The organism is Streptomyces sp. SUK 48, from assembly GCF_009650765.1.
Lineage (GTDB): Bacteria > Actinomycetota > Actinomycetes > Streptomycetales > Streptomycetaceae > Streptomyces.
In genome coordinates, this window is record NZ_CP045740.1 from 2,361,380 (window position 1) to 2,375,359 (window position 13,980).

At 71.6% G+C, this 13,980-nt stretch carries 17 protein-coding genes; 10 read left to right on the forward strand and 7 right to left on the reverse strand.

Features of this window, described 5'->3' with window-relative positions; translation table 11 throughout:
* Positions 1-72 precede the first annotated feature (72 nt).
* Together GHR20_RS09820 and miaA are read right to left on the reverse strand one after the other, a co-directional pair.
* Complete coding sequence (locus GHR20_RS09820) at positions 73-666, reverse strand: hypothetical protein (protein ID WP_153815915.1); 594 nt, start codon at positions 664-666, stop codon at positions 73-75.
* 108 nt (positions 667-774) lie between these two features.
* The gene (gene miaA / locus GHR20_RS09825) at positions 775-1,713 is read right to left on the reverse strand and encodes a tRNA (adenosine(37)-N6)-dimethylallyltransferase MiaA (protein WP_153812964.1); all 939 of its coding nucleotides are present in this window, start codon (positions 1,711-1,713) and stop codon (positions 775-777) included.
* Positions 1,714-1,902: 189 nt separating this feature from the next.
* Between miaA and GHR20_RS09830 the strand changes: the two genes are divergently transcribed.
* Together GHR20_RS09830 and GHR20_RS09835 are read left to right on the forward strand one after the other, a co-directional pair.
* On the forward strand, positions 1,903-2,064 hold the full coding sequence (locus tag GHR20_RS09830) for a hypothetical protein (protein ID WP_153812965.1): 162 nt from the start codon (positions 1,903-1,905) through the stop codon (positions 2,062-2,064).
* A 20-nt stretch (positions 2,065-2,084) separates the two neighbouring features.
* Complete coding sequence (locus GHR20_RS09835) at positions 2,085-2,369, forward strand: antitoxin (RefSeq protein WP_111580799.1); 285 nt, start codon at positions 2,085-2,087, stop codon at positions 2,367-2,369.
* Between the two features lie 52 nt (positions 2,370-2,421).
* Here the strand turns inward: GHR20_RS09835 and GHR20_RS09840 are convergent, their stop codons facing one another.
* The gene (locus GHR20_RS09840) at positions 2,422-3,138 is read right to left on the reverse strand and encodes a hypothetical protein (protein ID WP_153812966.1); all 717 of its coding nucleotides are present in this window, start codon (positions 3,136-3,138) and stop codon (positions 2,422-2,424) included.
* Between the two features lie 191 nt (positions 3,139-3,329).
* Positions 3,330-4,856 carry a tRNA (N6-isopentenyl adenosine(37)-C2)-methylthiotransferase MiaB gene (miaB, locus tag GHR20_RS09845; protein WP_111580797.1) on the reverse strand — a complete coding sequence of 509 codons (1,527 nt, stop codon included), beginning with the start codon at positions 4,854-4,856 and terminating at the stop codon, positions 3,330-3,332.
* A gap of 542 nt (positions 4,857-5,398) precedes the next feature.
* Between miaB and GHR20_RS09850 the strand changes: the two genes are divergently transcribed.
* From GHR20_RS09850 to GHR20_RS09870, 5 genes are all read left to right on the forward strand, one after another.
* A complete protein-coding gene (locus GHR20_RS09850; protein ID WP_111580796.1) occupies positions 5,399-5,758 on the forward strand; it encodes a DUF6204 family protein in 360 nt (119 codons plus the stop codon).
* Between the two features lie 77 nt (positions 5,759-5,835).
* Positions 5,836-6,276 carry a MarR family transcriptional regulator gene (locus tag GHR20_RS09855; RefSeq protein WP_148026257.1) on the forward strand — a complete coding sequence of 147 codons (441 nt, stop codon included), beginning with the start codon at positions 5,836-5,838 and terminating at the stop codon, positions 6,274-6,276.
* Positions 6,277-6,445: 169 nt separating this feature from the next.
* Positions 6,446-7,000, forward strand: a complete 555-nt coding sequence (locus GHR20_RS09860) for a TetR/AcrR family transcriptional regulator (protein ID WP_153812967.1) — start codon at positions 6,446-6,448, stop codon at positions 6,998-7,000.
* A 99-nt stretch (positions 7,001-7,099) separates the two neighbouring features.
* Positions 7,100-7,771, forward strand: coding sequence for an enoyl-CoA hydratase-related protein (locus GHR20_RS09865; protein ID WP_153812968.1), 672 nt, complete (start codon positions 7,100-7,102; stop codon positions 7,769-7,771).
* A 94-nt stretch (positions 7,772-7,865) separates the two neighbouring features.
* The gene (locus GHR20_RS09870; protein WP_111580790.1) at positions 7,866-8,321 is read left to right on the forward strand and encodes a PaaI family thioesterase; all 456 of its coding nucleotides are present in this window, start codon (positions 7,866-7,868) and stop codon (positions 8,319-8,321) included.
* A 24-nt stretch (positions 8,322-8,345) separates the two neighbouring features.
* Here the strand turns inward: GHR20_RS09870 and GHR20_RS09875 are convergent, their stop codons facing one another.
* On the reverse strand, positions 8,346-8,774 hold the full coding sequence (locus GHR20_RS09875) for a MazG nucleotide pyrophosphohydrolase domain-containing protein (protein WP_153812969.1): 429 nt from the start codon (positions 8,772-8,774) through the stop codon (positions 8,346-8,348).
* Between the two features lie 131 nt (positions 8,775-8,905).
* Between GHR20_RS09875 and GHR20_RS09880 the strand changes: the two genes are divergently transcribed.
* Entirely contained in the window at positions 8,906-9,904 is a 999-nt protein-coding gene (locus tag GHR20_RS09880) for a TAXI family TRAP transporter solute-binding subunit (protein WP_153812970.1), read from the forward strand.
* On the opposite strand, the gene GHR20_RS09885 is transcribed toward GHR20_RS09880, so the two are convergent.
* A complete protein-coding gene (locus GHR20_RS09885; RefSeq protein WP_153812971.1) occupies positions 9,894-11,294 on the reverse strand; it encodes a HAMP domain-containing sensor histidine kinase in 1,401 nt (466 codons plus the stop codon). The two genes, GHR20_RS09880 and GHR20_RS09885, sit on opposite strands and share 11 nt — an antisense overlap.
* A 9-nt stretch (positions 11,295-11,303) precedes the next feature.
* Complete coding sequence (locus GHR20_RS09890) at positions 11,304-11,990, reverse strand: response regulator transcription factor (RefSeq protein WP_153812972.1); 687 nt, start codon at positions 11,988-11,990, stop codon at positions 11,304-11,306.
* Positions 11,991-12,282: 292 nt separating this feature from the next.
* Here GHR20_RS09890 and GHR20_RS09895 point away from each other — a divergent pair, with 292 nt between their 5' ends.
* A complete protein-coding gene (locus GHR20_RS09895; protein WP_111580785.1) occupies positions 12,283-13,059 on the forward strand; it encodes an amino acid ABC transporter ATP-binding protein in 777 nt (258 codons plus the stop codon).
* Positions 13,060-13,140: 81 nt separating this feature from the next.
* On the forward strand, positions 13,141-13,974 hold the full coding sequence (locus tag GHR20_RS09900; protein WP_111580784.1) for a glutamate ABC transporter substrate-binding protein: 834 nt from the start codon (positions 13,141-13,143) through the stop codon (positions 13,972-13,974).
* The last annotated feature ends 6 nt before the right edge of the window (positions 13,975-13,980 follow it).

Below are 13,980 nucleotides of genomic sequence, written 5' to 3' on the forward strand. Positions count from 1 at the left end.
GGGTCTGCCTCGGGGGCCCGCTTCGGGGGACTGCTTCGGCGGCCCGCTCGGGCGCGGTCGCCGCAGGCGCCGTCAGCGCAGGCGGGCCACGCGCCACACGGCGAGTACGGCCACCACGGCGACCAGCAGGGCGTAGCCGAGGACCACGCGCCAGTCCGGGCGGCGGCCGGAGCCGCGCGGGGGCAGGCCGGGCCAGGTGTAGCCCACGCGGCGGGCAGCCATCATGCCCCAGCCTGCGGCGCAGCTGCAGATCAGCAGGCCGAGCATGGCGATGACCGCGCCGCTGTCGCCGTCGAAGGCGAGCGGGAAGGCGAACATCAGGGAGCCGACGGCGGACAGTCCCACGATCGGCGCGAGCTGCCAGATGCGCAGCCGGCGCTGCGGGCGCAGCTCGACCTCGACCTCGGGCCCGCTGGTGTACATCTCCTCGGGCGCCGGACCGTCCTCGGTCACGCCGTCCGCGGTCTCGTCGGGCCCGTCGTCGGCGAGCCGGTCCTCGGTCTCGGCCACGAGGCCGTCGCCGATGTCGTCCTGGACATCTTCCCGAAGATCCTCGCGAAGGTCCTCGCGAAGATCCTCTCGGGGGCCCTCGCCCTGGTCCGGTCGGTCACCCTCGGTGGTGACGCGCTCGGCACCCGGTGCGGTGTCGCGAGGGCCGGCCTCCATCGCCACGCGCCCTCCCAACTAGGACTCCACTTGGTCGATCGAAGCACGATGATGGCACGGCGCCGAAGGCGCCGATGACCGGCGGCGCATCCCGATGCCATCACGTGATCAGGCTGTGACCGGTCGTTCGACCAACGTCAGGGCCTGCTCCGGAAGTTCCCCGCGGTCGGCTTCGGCGCCGCTCAGCCAGTGCACCCGGGGGTCGCGGCGGAACCACGAATCCTGTCGGCGCGCGAAGCGCTTGGTGGCGCGCACGGTCTCGGCGCGCGCCTCCGCTTCCGTGCACTCACCGGCCAGTGCCGCGAGCACCTGCTGGTATCCCAGCGCGCGCGAGGCCGTGCGCCCCTCGCGCAACCCCCGCGCCTCCAGCACGCGCACCTCGTCCACGAGACCGTCGTCCCACATCCGGTCGACACGGCGCGTGATCCGGTCGTCCAGTTCCGGGCGGGCCACGTCGACGCCGATCTGGACGGTGTCGTAGACCGAGTCATGGCCGGGGAGGTTGGCGGTGAAGGGCTGGCCGGTGATCTCGATCACCTCGAGGGCGCGGACGATACGGCGGCCGTTGCCGGGCAGGATCGCGCGGGCGGCCGCGGGGTCGGCGGCGGCCAGGCGGGCGTGCAGGGCGCCGGAGCCGCGCAGGGCCAGCTCCTCCTCCAGGCGGGCGCGGACCTCGGGGTCGGTGCCGGGGAACTCCAGGTTGTCGACGGCGCCGCGGACGTACAGCCCGGAGCCGCCGACGAGGATCGGCCAGCGGCCCTCGGCGAGCAGCGCGTCGATGTGGCCGCGGGCCAGCTTCTGGTACTCGGCGACCGAGGCGGCCTCCGTGACGTCCCAGACGTCCAGGAGGTGGTGGGGTACGCCGCCGCGCTCCTCGGGCGTCAGCTTGGCGGTGCCGATGTCCATCCCCTGGTAGAGCTGCATCGAGTCGGCGTTGACGACCTCGCCGCCGAGTCGCTGGGCCAGGAAGACGCCGAGATCGGACTTTCCGGCCGCGGTGGGTCCGACGACGGCGATGACTCGGGGGGCGGGGGATGCGCTGCTCACCGCACCAGTCTCGCAAACCTCGCGGCGGGGTCTCGAACGAGTTACGTGACGGAGCCTGTCGCCGGGTCGTTGCCCGGGGCGAGGTGCCTGGTGCGGCTGTTCCGCGGCGGTGACCCGGACGGCGTGGCCGTACGCACCGCGTGACGCGGGAATTCGCCCGCGCGAGTACCGTATGGAGGGGATATGGGCATGATTTCACGGCTCCTGGGCAGGTCGAAGGCGACTCGGCGGGCGTCGATGGAGGCGGCCGGGGCGGAGGAGACGGAGCCGGCGCGGGCGACCGGTGCGGACGAGTCGTCCGAGGCCACCCAGATCCCCCGGCAGCAGTCCGCCAAGGGCGTCCGGAAGTAATCCGCGAGGGAAGGTGGACCATGGGTCTGTTCGACAACATGAAGGCCAAGCTCGGCCCGGCCAAGGACAAGATGTCCGACCTCGCGCGCCAGCACGGCGACAAGGTGTCCGAGGGCCTGGAGAAGGCGGCCAAGGCCGTCGACGACCGCACCAAGCACAAGTACAGCGACAAGATCCAGGCGGGCACGGGCAAGGCGAAGGACGCCATGGACCGCCTGGCGCACATGGACGAGCATCCGGACGGCACGCCGGGCGCCCGGCCGAACCCGCCCACTCCGCCGCAGGGACCGCCGCCGGCCTCCTGAGCCGGCGACCGCGCCGGTCCGCCGGGACGCCGGTCCGCCGGGACCCGGCCCGTTAGGACCAGGTGGCGACGATGTATCCCACGCCGTAGGGCGCGTCCTCGTACAGCAGGCTGCCGTCGAGGTCGGCGCCCTCGGCGGCGCCGGCCAGGATCTGCCAGGGGGCGCGGCCCGAGGACTTCAGGGCGCGGGCGAGAGCGGCGTCCAGGGCGCGCAGGGCGGGGAGGTCGGCCGTGGCCAGGGCCCGGGCGGCCGCGTCGTCGTACGGGGCCGCCCGTTCGTCCAGGTAGCCGGGGGCCTTGACGGTGCGGCACGCGCTGCCGTCGCCCAGGACGAGGAGGGCCACGCGGCCGGCGCGCTCTCCGGCTTCCCGGCCGGTCTCGGCGCACCGCTCGGGCGTGAGCGTCTCCTCCGCGCCAAGGCCCTCGACCGGGGCGTCGGCCCAGCCGGTCCGCTCCAGCAGCCAGGCGCCGACGGCCAGCGAGGACGGCAGCTCGCGCGCCGCTTCCTTGTTCCGCGCGCCGGCCCCGAGACGGACGTCCAGGTCGACGCCGTACCCCTCGAACGAACCCGGGCTGCCTTCCGGGAACCGCCCGCCCTCGCCCGGCCCGGCGGCCCCGACGACGATCAGCAGATCCGGACGAGCGGCCGCGAGCACACCGAGCGCATCCGCACAGGCCGCACGCGCGGCATCCATCTCAGGAGCGGCACCCGCGGCGACCTCGGGCACGAGCAGCGGCGGACAGGGGCAGACGGCGGCGGCGACAAGCATGATCGGCAGGGTAACCCGGCGTGGGCATGGGCGGGCAGCCTGACGGGGGGGGCAGCCCGGCTATCAGGGGGCACCCCAGGCTGGAACGCCCCGGCCCGGGCTCACCCCCTGGCCGGTGTCAGCGTCGGCTCCGCCCGGGTCGGCACCAAAGCGCCGTCGGCCGGAGCCGGCCTGATCCGGAAGATGAGGCCCTAGTCGCAGCCGCACCCGCCGGTCGCCGCCGGCAGCGGGGCCGGGACGCCGATCTTCGGCAGGCCCAGCATGACGCCGGCCGGCTTGGCGGCGGCCTCGGCCGTGCGCTTCTCCCAGGCGTCGCCGGCGCGCGTGCGGCGCACGGCGAGGACCTGGCCCTCGGCGAGAAGGTGGTGCGGGGCGGCGTACGTCACCTCGACGGTGACCACGTCGCCGGGCCGTACCTCCTGCTCCGGCTTGGTGAAGTGGACCAGCCGGTTGTCGGGGGCGCGCCCGGAGAGCCGGTGCGTGGCGCCGTCCTTGCGGCCCTCGCCCTCCGCGACCATCAGTTCCAGCGTGCGGCCGACCTGCTTCTTGTTCTCGTCCCAGGAGATCTCCTCCTGAAGGGCGACGAGCCGCTCGTACCGCGCCTGCACGACCTCCTTGGGGATCTGGTCGTCCATGGTCGCGGCCGGGGTCCCGGGCCGCTTGGAGTACTGGAAGGTGAACGCCTGCGCGAACCGTGCCTCGCGCACGACGTGCAGGGTCTCCTCGAAGTCCGCCTCGGTCTCGCCGGGGAAGCCCACGATGATGTCGGTGGTGATCGCCGCGTGCGGGATCGCCGCGCGCACCTTCTCGATGATCCCGAGGTAGCGATCCTGCCGGTAGGAGCGGCGCATCGCCTTGAGAACCGTGTCCGAACCGGACTGGAGCGGCATGTGCAGCTGCGGCATCGCGTTCGGCGTCTCGGCCATGGCGGCGATCACGTCGTCGGTGAAGTCACGCGGGTGCGGGGAGGTGAACCGGACCCGCTCCAGGCCCTCGATGTTCCCGCAGGCCCGCAGCAGCTTGCTGAACGCCTCGCGGTCACCGATGTCGGAGCCGTACGCGTTGACGTTCTGGCCGAGCAGCGTGATCTCCGAGACGCCCTCGGCGACCAGCGCCTCGACCTCGGCGAGGATGTCGCCGGGCCGGCGGTCCTTCTCCTTGCCGCGCAGCGCCGGGACGATGCAGAAGGTGCAGGTGTTGTTGCAGCCGACGGAGATCGAGACCCAGGCGGCGTACGCGCTCTCGCGGCGGGTCGGCAGCGTGGAGGGGAACGCCTCCAGCGACTCGGCGATCTCGACCTGCGCCTCCTCCTGGACGCGGGCGCGCTCCAGGAGCACGGGAAGTTTGCCGATGTTGTGCGTGCCGAAGACGACGTCCACCCAGGGCGCCTTGCGCACGATGGTGTCGCGGTCCTTCTGCGCGAGGCAGCCGCCGACCGCGATCTGCATGCCGGGCCGGGACGTCTTGCGCGGCGCGAGCCGGCCGAGGTTGCCGTACAGCCGGTTGTCGGCGTTCTCCCGTACCGCGCACGTGTTGAAGACGACGACGTCCGCGTCGCCGTCGGCGTCCTCCGGCGCCCGTACGTACCCGGCCTCTTCCAGCAGTCCGGCCAATCGCTCGGAATCGTGGACGTTCATCTGGCACCCATAGGTGCGGATCTCGTAGCTCTTGGGTGCGGGCACGTCCACTGCGGGGCTCCGGTCGCTGCTGCTGGTCATGGCTCAAGGGTAGGCGGTCCCGGGAAGGGCTTCGCCGCCCCGCTCGCCAGGGTCCGCCTCCGGCCGACGGACGGGCAAAGAGCCCCCCGGGAGACCCGGCCGCCCCTTAGGCGACGACCGTGAAGCGGAATGCCCCCTTACCGGGATGCGCCCATCGAATCCTGTTTCCCGGAATCGGGACCGGAATGGGAACACCCGGTTCACGGCGACCACCGGATTTCGCCGATGGACTACCCCCCTGCCGCCCCGCTCCACCAGGATCTTTACGGGCTAGGCCCGCCCCACGGACGCACACACGCTCGGCCTATCCGCTTTCCGCCACCATGAGGCACCACCCAATCGGCACGACTCGACCGCGCTCCCCGGAAGAAGGAACTTGATGAACGTGGCTGCTGATAGGTTTCGCGGCCCGACTGGCCTTCCAGCAGCCGCGTAGGGCGAGGAGCGGCGTGTGCGTCACCTCTCGCCCTGCCCTTCCGGCCCTGCCGGCCCGCCGCGAAAAGCCGGTGGAGAACCGCCTCCGGCATGCTTAGGGTCGCGGGATGAGCACCCGAACCTTCCGCATCACCGTGCGCGGTGTCTTCGACGGCCTCACCGACGACCAGCGGGCCGCGCTGCTCGCCGACGCCGCCGCGCATGACGTCCTGCGCGCCGCCTTCACCCCCGAGGGCAGCCTGACCTACGACATCGCCGCCCGCCCGGCCTTCGTCTTCCGCTTCTCCGACACCGGCGAGAAGGAGGAGGACATCCTGGACGCCACCGAACGCGCCGAGACGGCCGCCGAGACCTGGCTGTCCGAACGCGGCTACGGCTTCAAGAACCTCCGCTCCTCCGCCGAAGACCTCTCCCAGGCCCCCCTGAGCAAACGCCAACGCCGGGCAGCCCGCTCGTCCGAGGCGTGACGCCTTCGCTCTCACCCACCTCATAAACTTGACTACTCAAGGAACTCTCAAGGAGTTGCTCCGGATGGACGTGGACCATGAGTGACGCCCTGGACGCCACCCTGCGTCTCGTACGGGCCCAGGCGGCGCTCGTACGGCGGTTCGACGCGCGGCTCGGCGGGCTGCACGGAGTGAGCCTCGCCGATTTCACCCTGCTGCTACGACTGGGACAGGCGCCCGGCGGCCGGATGCGGCGGGTCGATCTCGCCGAGGCTCTCGGGCTGACGGCCTCCGGGGTCACCCGCGCCCTGGCTCCCCTGGAGCGGATCGGGCTGGTGACCCGGGAGCCGGACGCCCGGGACGCGCGGGTGGCCTACGCGTCGCTGACCGGCACGGGCCGGGACCGGCTGAGGGAGATGCTGGCCACGGCCGAGGAGACCGCCGAGGATCTCTTCGCCGCGCCGGCCTGGGGAGAGGAAGAAGTCCCGCTCCTCGCCGGCCTGTTGACCCGGCTGGGCGGTACCGGCCTGCGGGCCTGAGTCCAGCTCACCGGGCAGGGACGCGGCTCACCCCCCTTGCATGTTCTATGCCATACACCATAAGTTACCGATCGGTAGTTCGCAGGGGCTGCACCGGGGCTGAGCCGTACCCCGTCGGCGGAGAGGTGGTGGGCGGGTGAGCCCGCGTAGGAGTAACAGCCGGGACCGGATGGTTCTCAGCGCCGCCGCGTTGCTGCGCGAGTACGGCGCGAGCGGGACGAGTGTCGACAAGGTGCTCGCGCACAGCGGCGCCCCCCGGGGCTCGGTGTACCACCACTTCCCCGGCGGGCGGGCGCAGCTCATCGACGAGGCGGTGGCGTTCGCCGGGGACTTCGTCGCGGAACTGATCGACGCCGCGGCGCGGGCGGACGATCCGGTCGCGGCCGTGGACGCGTTCTTCGCGCTGTGGCGCGAGCAGTTGGTGGGCAGCGGTTTCAGGGCGGGCTGCCCGGTCGTCGCGGTGGCCGTGGAGACCAACGACGAGGCACCCGGTCTGGCCCGGTCCGCGGCCGCCGTCTTCGGGCGCTGGCAGCAGGCGCTCGCCGCCCTGTTCGTCCGGCACGGACTGACCGAGGAACGCGGCCGCAGGCTGGGGTCCTTCGTCATCGCCGCGGTCGAGGGCGCGGTCGTCATGTGCCGGGCCGAGCGGAGCACCGCACCGCTGGACGCAGCCGCCGCCGAGATCCACGAGCTGCTCGTCCACGCCCTGCACCCCGGAGTGTGAGCCGGGAGCCGGCCCGGCGGTGACGGCGGTACCGGCCGGGACACGGCCTCGGAGTCAAAGCCCTTCAGCAGTACTCCCGTTCAGCCAGAAGGAGTCGCCATGCCCTCGCTCGACCGTCAGGACAACGTCTTCGTCCTCGACCTCGGAGACGGAGAGAACCGCTTCCATCCCGACTGGCTCGCCGCCGTCGACGCCGCGTTGACGGAGGTGGAGAAGGCGGAGGGGCCGCGTGCCCTGGTCACCGCCGCCACGGGCAAGTTCTGGTCCAACGGGCTCGACCTGGACTGGCTGCTCGCGCACGCCGACCGCCATCAGGAGTACGTGGTCTCCGTCCACCAGTTGTTCGCGCGGACGCTGTCGCTGCCGATCGTCACCGTGGCCGCGCTCCAGGGGCACACCTTCGCGGCCGGCGCGATGCTCTCCCTCGCCCACGATGTGCGCGTCATGCGCGCCGACCGCGGCTTCTGGTGCCTGCCCGAGGCGGACATCGGCATCCCCTTCACCCCCGGGATGTCCGCGCTCATCCAGTCCCGGCTCGCGCCCCGGACCGCCCACGAGTCCATGGTCACCGCCCGCCGCTACGGCGGCCTGGACGCCGCGGCCGCCGGCATCGCGGACCGGGCCGTCGCCGAGGACGCGGTGCTCTCCACCGCCGTCGAGACCGCCCAGGCCCTGGCGGCCAAGGCCGGCGACACCCTCGGCACCATCAAGGCGCGGATGTACGCCCCCGTCCTCGCCGCCCTGCGCGACACCGTCGCCCCGCTGGGCTGACCTCCGCCCCTCCGCCCCTTCGACCGCTCCACCGCGCGCCCCCGGCCGTCCCGCCGGGGGTGTCCGCGACGACACCAGCCAAGGAGAACCTCCCGTGACCACCCTCGACTTCGCCGCCATGACCGGCCTGGAACTGATGCGCTGGGTGCAGAGCGAGCGCCCCGCCGACATCCCCTCCATCGGCCGGCTGCTCGGCATGCGCTTCGACGAGGTCGAGCACGGCCGGGTCGTCGTCTCCCTCGACACCCGCCCCGACTTCGCCAATCCCCTCGGCACCGTCCACGGCGGCATCGCCGCGACGCTCCTGGACTCCGCCATGGGCTGCGCCGTCCACACCACGCTCGCCGCGGGCGTCGGCTACACGACCCTCGAACTCAAGGTCAACTACATCCGCGCGGCCCGCACGGACGGGCAGACCCTGACGGCCGAGGGCACCGTCATCCACGCCGGCCGCCGCACCGCGACCGCGGAGGGCAAGGTGCTGGACGACCAGGGCAAGCTGATCGCCCACGCCACCACGACGTGCCTCGTCCTCGGGACGGCCTCCTAGGGTCTTCCGTCCAGACGAGAGGCCCTAGGCGTCCGTCTCCACGGCACCGCCCCGCGCCGCCGGTATCCAGCCCTGGCGGCGCAGGACCGAGGACACGTCCGGTGCCCGGTAGTGCTCGCCCTTGAGGACCTTGCCGTCGGCGCGGCGGCTGATCTGTCCGTCGGGGCCGACCTTGCTCATGTTGGCGCGGTGGATCTCGGCGATCACCTGGTCCAGGTCGATGCCGTGGACCAGGGCGGTGCCGTACGCCACGTACACCACGTCCGCCAGTTCGTGCGCCAGCTTGTCGAGCGGGCCCTCGACCGAGACCTCGCCGACCTCGGCGGCCTCCTCGGCGAGCATGTCCCAGCGGTGGGCGGCCAGTTCGGGCGAGACCTCGGTGGGGGTGCCGCGGTCGTCGAGGCCGAAGGCGCGGTGGAACTCACGGACGAGATCGACGGGGGAAGTGCTCATGCGCCGACTCTAACGGCCACCACTGACAACGCCCGCCGCCCCGGGTCGCGGACCGCCGCCCGGCCGAGGATCGGACCACCTCACAGCCCCGGCCCTGGTCAGCGTCGTACCTCGCCTGGCAGGATCGCCGCATGTCCACGCTGTTCTCCCGTACCGCCGGACGCCGGGCGCTGCCGGTCGCCGCCGCCGGTGCCGTCGTCCTCGGCCTGCTGCTGTGGTGGCTGCTGCCGCTGGGCGAGAAGCCGCCGAGCGGGACGATCGTCTTCAGCACCGGCACCCCCAAGGGTGTCTACCAGGAGTACGGCGAGCGGCTGCGCACCGAGCTGGCCAAGGACATGCCCGGTCTGAAGGTGAAGCTCCTCAACAGCGCGGGCTCCCAGGAGAACGTGCGGCGGGTGGCGACCGGGAAGGCCGACTTCACCATCGCGGCGGCCGACGCGGTGCAGACGTACGAGCTCCGGCACGGCAGCGGCGCCGGGAACCTGCGCGGGGTGGCCCGGCTCTACGACGACTACGCGCACCTCGTCGTGCGCAGCGACTCGGACATCCACGACATCGACGACCTGCGGCACAAGCGGGTCGCGACCGGGCTGCCCAACTCGGGGGTGAAGCTGATCGCCGACCGGGTGCTGCGGGCCGCCGGGATCGATCCGCAGACGGACATCACGCCCTCCGCCGACGGCATAGACACCGGGCCCGACCGGCTGGAGCAGGGCAGGATCGACGCGTTCTTCTGGTCCGGCGGCCTGCCCACCAAGGGGCTGGTCACGCTGGCCAGGAAGGGCGCCTTCCGGTTCATCCCGATCGACGCCGACCTCGTCACCAAGCTGCACGCGCAGGGCGAGGAGACGCGCTACTACCGGGCCACCAACATGCCCGAGTCGGCGTACCCGGACGTCCAGCACGGCGTCGAGGTGCCGACGATCGCGGTCTCCAACCTGCTGATGACCCGTGCGGACATGGACCCCCGGCTCACCGAGTGGGTGACCCGCACCGTGATCAAGAGCCGCGACGGCATCGGCGCCCACGTCCACTCCGCCCAGCTGGTCGACCTGCGCACCGCCATCTACACCGACCCCCTCCCGCTCCAGGAGGGCGCCCGCCGCTACTACCGCTCGGTCAAGCCCTGAACCTCGGCACCGACACCGTCACCCGCAGCCCCCGCGGTGCGTGCGGGCCGTACGCTATCGAACCGCCGCCCGCCTCCAGGAGGGCGCGGGTGATGGACAGGCCGAGCCCTGATCCCTTGACGTTCTGATGGCGGCCGCTGCGCCAGAACCGGTCGCCCACGCGCGCGAGTTCCTCCTCGGTGAGGCCGGGCCCGGTGTCGGTGACCACGACCCTGGAGGTGTCCCCCTCGAAGGAGACGCGGACCTCCACGGCGCCCCCCTCGGGGGTGAACTTCACCGCGTTGTCGATCACCGCGTCCAGCGCGCTGGACAGGGTGATCGGGTCCGCCCAGCCGGTGGTGGCCGGGCAGTCGCCGGTCAGCCGGACCCCCTGGGCCGCGGCGGCCGGCGTCCAGGCCGACAGCCGTTCCTCGGTGAGGGCGCCGATGTCGGTCAGGCTCAGATCGGCCTCGGCGTGCTCGGCGAGCGCCAGGTCGAGCAGATCGTCCAGGACCTGGGCGAGGCGCTTGCCCTCGGTGCGCACCGAGGCGATCTCCTCGTTGTCCTCCGGCAGTTCGAGCGCGAGCAGTTCGATGCGCAGCAGCAGCGCGGACAGGGGGTTGCGCAGCTGGTGGGAGGCGTCGGCGACGAACGCGCGCTGCTGTTCCAGGACTTCCTGGACGTGGTCCGCCATCTCGTTGAACGAGTGGGCGAGGCGCCGGAGTTCCGGGGGACCGCCGGCGGCCGCCACCCGGGACTTCAGGCGCCCGGTGGCGATGTCGTGGGTGGTGGCGTCCAGGACCCGCACCGGCCGCAGCACCCAGCCGGTCAGCCGCAGCGCCGCGCCGACGGCGAGCAGCATGGCCGCGATCTCGCCGGCCCCGATGAGCAGCCAGTCGTGCAGGATGCGCATCCGCAGCGGCCCGGTGGGCGAGTCGGTGACGACGACCGCGATCACGTCCCCGTCCCGGATCACCGGTGAGGCCACCACCAGGCGGCTGTGCTGCCAGGGCCACGCCTGCTGGGGGTCGTGGCTGCGCCGGCTGAGCAGCGCCTCGCCGAACGCCTCCCGCACCTCCCCCGACGGCGGTACGAACCAGTCGCCGGGCGCGTTGGCCATGGCGGAACCGTTGCGGTAGAAGACACCGGCGCGAATGCCGTAGACGCCGTAGTAGCTGTCGAGTTCGCTGCGCAGCGCCTCCCAGCGCTCGTCCGTGCCGGTGCGCCGGGAGCCGCCGGGGCCCTCGGAGACGAACTGGGCGAGCGCCGCGAAGCGTGCCGTGTCGTCGATCCGGTCCACCACGACCCGCTGCTGCTCGGCGGCGGCCATGCTGACGGCGAGCGGGACGCCGAGGGCGAGGAGTACGGCCGCCATCAGGACGATGAGCAGCGGCAGCAGCCGTGTGCGCACTCGTCCCCGCTAAGCGGCCGGGGCGACGAGCCGGTAGCCGACGCCGCGGACGGTCTCGATGAGCGCGGGCAGGCGCAGCTTGGCGCGCAGGGAGGCCACATGCACCTCCAGGGTGCGTCCGGTGCCCTCCCAACTGGTCTGCCACACCTCGCTGATGATCTGCTCGCGCCGGAAGACCACGCCGGGGCGCTGGGCGAGCAGCGCCAGCAGGTCGAACTCCTTGCGGGTGAGCTGGACGACGGTGCCGTCCACGCTGACCTGGCGGGTGGGCAGTTCGATACGTATCGGGCCGAGGTGCAGCAGGCTGTCGGCGGTCTGGGCGGGCTCCTCGTGGGCGGTGCGCCGGCTGACGGCGTGGATCCGGGCGAGCAGTTCCCCGGTGTCGTACGGCTTCACCACGTAGTCGTCGGCGCCCAGGTTGAGCCCGTGGATGCGGGAGCGGACGTCGGAGCGGGCGGTGACCATGATCACCGGGGTGCTGGTGCGCTTGCGGATCTTGCCGCAGACCTCGTAGCCGTCCTGGTCGGGCAGGCCCAGGTCGAGCAGGACCACGCCGAAGCCGTCGCTCTCGGGGACGAGCGCGCGCAGGGCCTCCTCGCCGTTGCGCGCATGGGTGACGTCGAATCCATGCCTGGTCAGCACGGCGGACAGGGCCGCGGCGACATGGTTGTCGTCCTCGACGAGCAGCAGTCTCATTCCGGCCCCCTCCGGTTCAGTGGTCGTACGGACATCGTTTATCCGCCTTGCAGATCATGTGCCCGCGCGCGTGCACCATGGCAGTGACGCCGATGGAGCAGGACGCCGTCAAGTGGCTTCCGGTTGCCCGCCGCTTCCGTTATGCGGCCGATACGCATCATGAGGCGCCCGTCACGACAGGTGCACGGCGGCTACCGGATCGTGATGCTCAGATCTCCCTCAGATGTGATGACGCAGGTCACAGCCCCTCACTACTGTCCTCCGAAACCGAGGAGGACGGAGCCGTGAAGCGATGACCGAAGTATCGGTGGCCAAGGAGGACGGGGCCGCGTCCGGCGAACTGGTCGTCCTGAAGAGCGTCAACAAGCACTTCGGCGCGTTGCACGTGCTCCAGGACATCGACCTGACGATCGACCGCGGTGAGGTCGTGGTCGTCATCGGGCCCTCCGGGTCCGGCAAGTCGACCCTGTGCCGCACCATCAACCGCCTGGAGACGATCGATTCGGGCGCCATCACGATCGACGGCAAGCCCCTGCCGCACGAGGGCCGGGAGCTGGCGCGGCTGCGCGCCGACGTCGGGATGGTCTTCCAGTCCTTCAACCTCTTCGCGCACAAGACCGTGCTCGAGAACGTGATGCTGGGCCAGATCAAGGTCCGCAAGGCGGACAAGAAGGCGGCCGAGGAGAAGGCGCGGGCCCTGCTGGACCGGGTCGGCGTGGGCACCCAGGCAGACAAGTACCCCGCCCAGCTCTCCGGCGGCCAGCAGCAGCGTGTCGCCATCGCGCGGGCGCTGGCGATGAACCCGAAGGTCATGCTCTTCGACGAGCCGACCTCGGCTCTCGACCCCGAGATGATCAACGAAGTCCTGGACGTCATGCGGCAGCTGGCGCGCGAGGGCATGACGATGATCGTCGTCACCCATGAGATGGGCTTCGCGCGCTCGGCCGCCAACCGGGTGGTCTTCATGGCGGACGGCCGGATCGTCGAAGAGGCCGCGCCCGAGCAGTTCTTCAGCAACCCGCGCAGCGACCGGGCCAAGGACTTCCTGTCCAAGATCCTGCACCACTGAGGCCGCGGGCGGCCGTAGCGGGCGCCTGGATCGATCTCTCCCGACGGGCCTCGTCCCTCACCACTTCGAAGGATGTTCAGCATGCAGCTCCGCAAGGTCACCGCCGCCTCGGCCGCCGTTCTCGCCCTCAGCCTCGCCGCGACCGCGTGCGGCGGCGACAAGAAGGACGACAACGGGTCCTCCGGCGGCAAGAAGATCGCCATCGGCATCAAGTTCGACCAGCCCGGTCTCGGCCAGAAAACGCCGCAGGGCTACGCGGGTTTCGATGTCGACGTGGCCACCTATGTCGCCAAGAAGCTCGGCTACGGCCCGGACCAGATCGAGTGGAAGGAGTCGAAGAGCGCCGACCGCGAGACCATGCTCCAGCGCGGTGACGTCCAGTTCATCGCCGCCACGTACTCGATCACCCCGGAGCGCGAGCAGAAGGTCGACTTCGCCGGCCCGTACCTGCTGGCCCACCAGGACGTGCTGCTGCGCGCCGACGAGACGGCCATCAAGGCGCCGAAGGACCTCAACGGCAAGAAGCTGTGTTCGGTCTCCGGCTCGACCTCGGCCCAGAACCTCAAGGCCAAGCTGAACCTGAAGACCGACCTGGTGACGTACCCGACCTACTCGGCCTGCCTCTCGGGTCTGCAGAGCGGTGCCATCGACGCCCTGACCACGGACGACTCGATCCTCGCCGGTTACGCCGCCCAGGCCCAGTTCAAGGGCAAGTTCAAGCTCGGCAACTTCAAGATGACCAACGAGAACTACGGGATCGGCGTCAAGAAGGGCAGCGACCTCAAGGCGAAGGTCAACACGGCCCTGGAGTCGATGGTCTCCGACGGCTCCTGGGCCGCGGCCGTGAAGAAGAACTTCGGTCCGGCCGACTACAAGAACGAGCCCGCGCCGAAGGTCGGCGACGTCAAGAGCTGAGGCAAC

Excerpts from the sequence above, each read along its gene's own strand:
- GHR20_RS09865 (WP_153812968.1), top strand. The coding sequence starts at position 7,100 with ATGCCCTCGCTCGACCGTCAGGACAACGTCTTCGTCCTCGACCTCGGA.
- GHR20_RS09890 (WP_153812972.1), bottom strand. The coding sequence starts at position 11,990 with ATGAGACTGCTGCTCGTCGAGGACGACAACCATGTCGCCGCGGCCCTG.
- GHR20_RS09880 (WP_153812970.1), top strand. The coding sequence starts at position 8,906 with ATGTCCACGCTGTTCTCCCGTACCGCCGGACGCCGGGCGCTGCCGGTC.
- GHR20_RS09900 (WP_111580784.1), top strand. The coding sequence starts at position 13,141 with ATGCAGCTCCGCAAGGTCACCGCCGCCTCGGCCGCCGTTCTCGCCCTC.
- miaB (WP_111580797.1), bottom strand. The coding sequence starts at position 4,856 with ATGACCAGCAGCAGCGACCGGAGCCCCGCAGTGGACGTGCCCGCACCC.
- GHR20_RS09855 (WP_148026257.1), top strand. The coding sequence starts at position 5,836 with ATGAGTGACGCCCTGGACGCCACCCTGCGTCTCGTACGGGCCCAGGCG.
- GHR20_RS09835 (WP_111580799.1), top strand. The coding sequence starts at position 2,085 with ATGGGTCTGTTCGACAACATGAAGGCCAAGCTCGGCCCGGCCAAGGAC.
- GHR20_RS09895 (WP_111580785.1), top strand. The coding sequence starts at position 12,283 with ATGACCGAAGTATCGGTGGCCAAGGAGGACGGGGCCGCGTCCGGCGAA.
- GHR20_RS09850 (WP_111580796.1), top strand. The coding sequence starts at position 5,399 with ATGAGCACCCGAACCTTCCGCATCACCGTGCGCGGTGTCTTCGACGGC.
- GHR20_RS09840 (WP_153812966.1), bottom strand. The coding sequence starts at position 3,138 with ATGCTTGTCGCCGCCGCCGTCTGCCCCTGTCCGCCGCTGCTCGTGCCC.
- GHR20_RS09830 (WP_153812965.1), top strand. The coding sequence starts at position 1,903 with ATGATTTCACGGCTCCTGGGCAGGTCGAAGGCGACTCGGCGGGCGTCG.
- GHR20_RS09820 (WP_153815915.1), bottom strand. The coding sequence starts at position 666 with ATGGAGGCCGGCCCTCGCGACACCGCACCGGGTGCCGAGCGCGTCACC.
- GHR20_RS09860 (WP_153812967.1), top strand. The coding sequence starts at position 6,446 with ATGGTTCTCAGCGCCGCCGCGTTGCTGCGCGAGTACGGCGCGAGCGGG.
- GHR20_RS09875 (WP_153812969.1), bottom strand. The coding sequence starts at position 8,774 with ATGAGCACTTCCCCCGTCGATCTCGTCCGTGAGTTCCACCGCGCCTTC.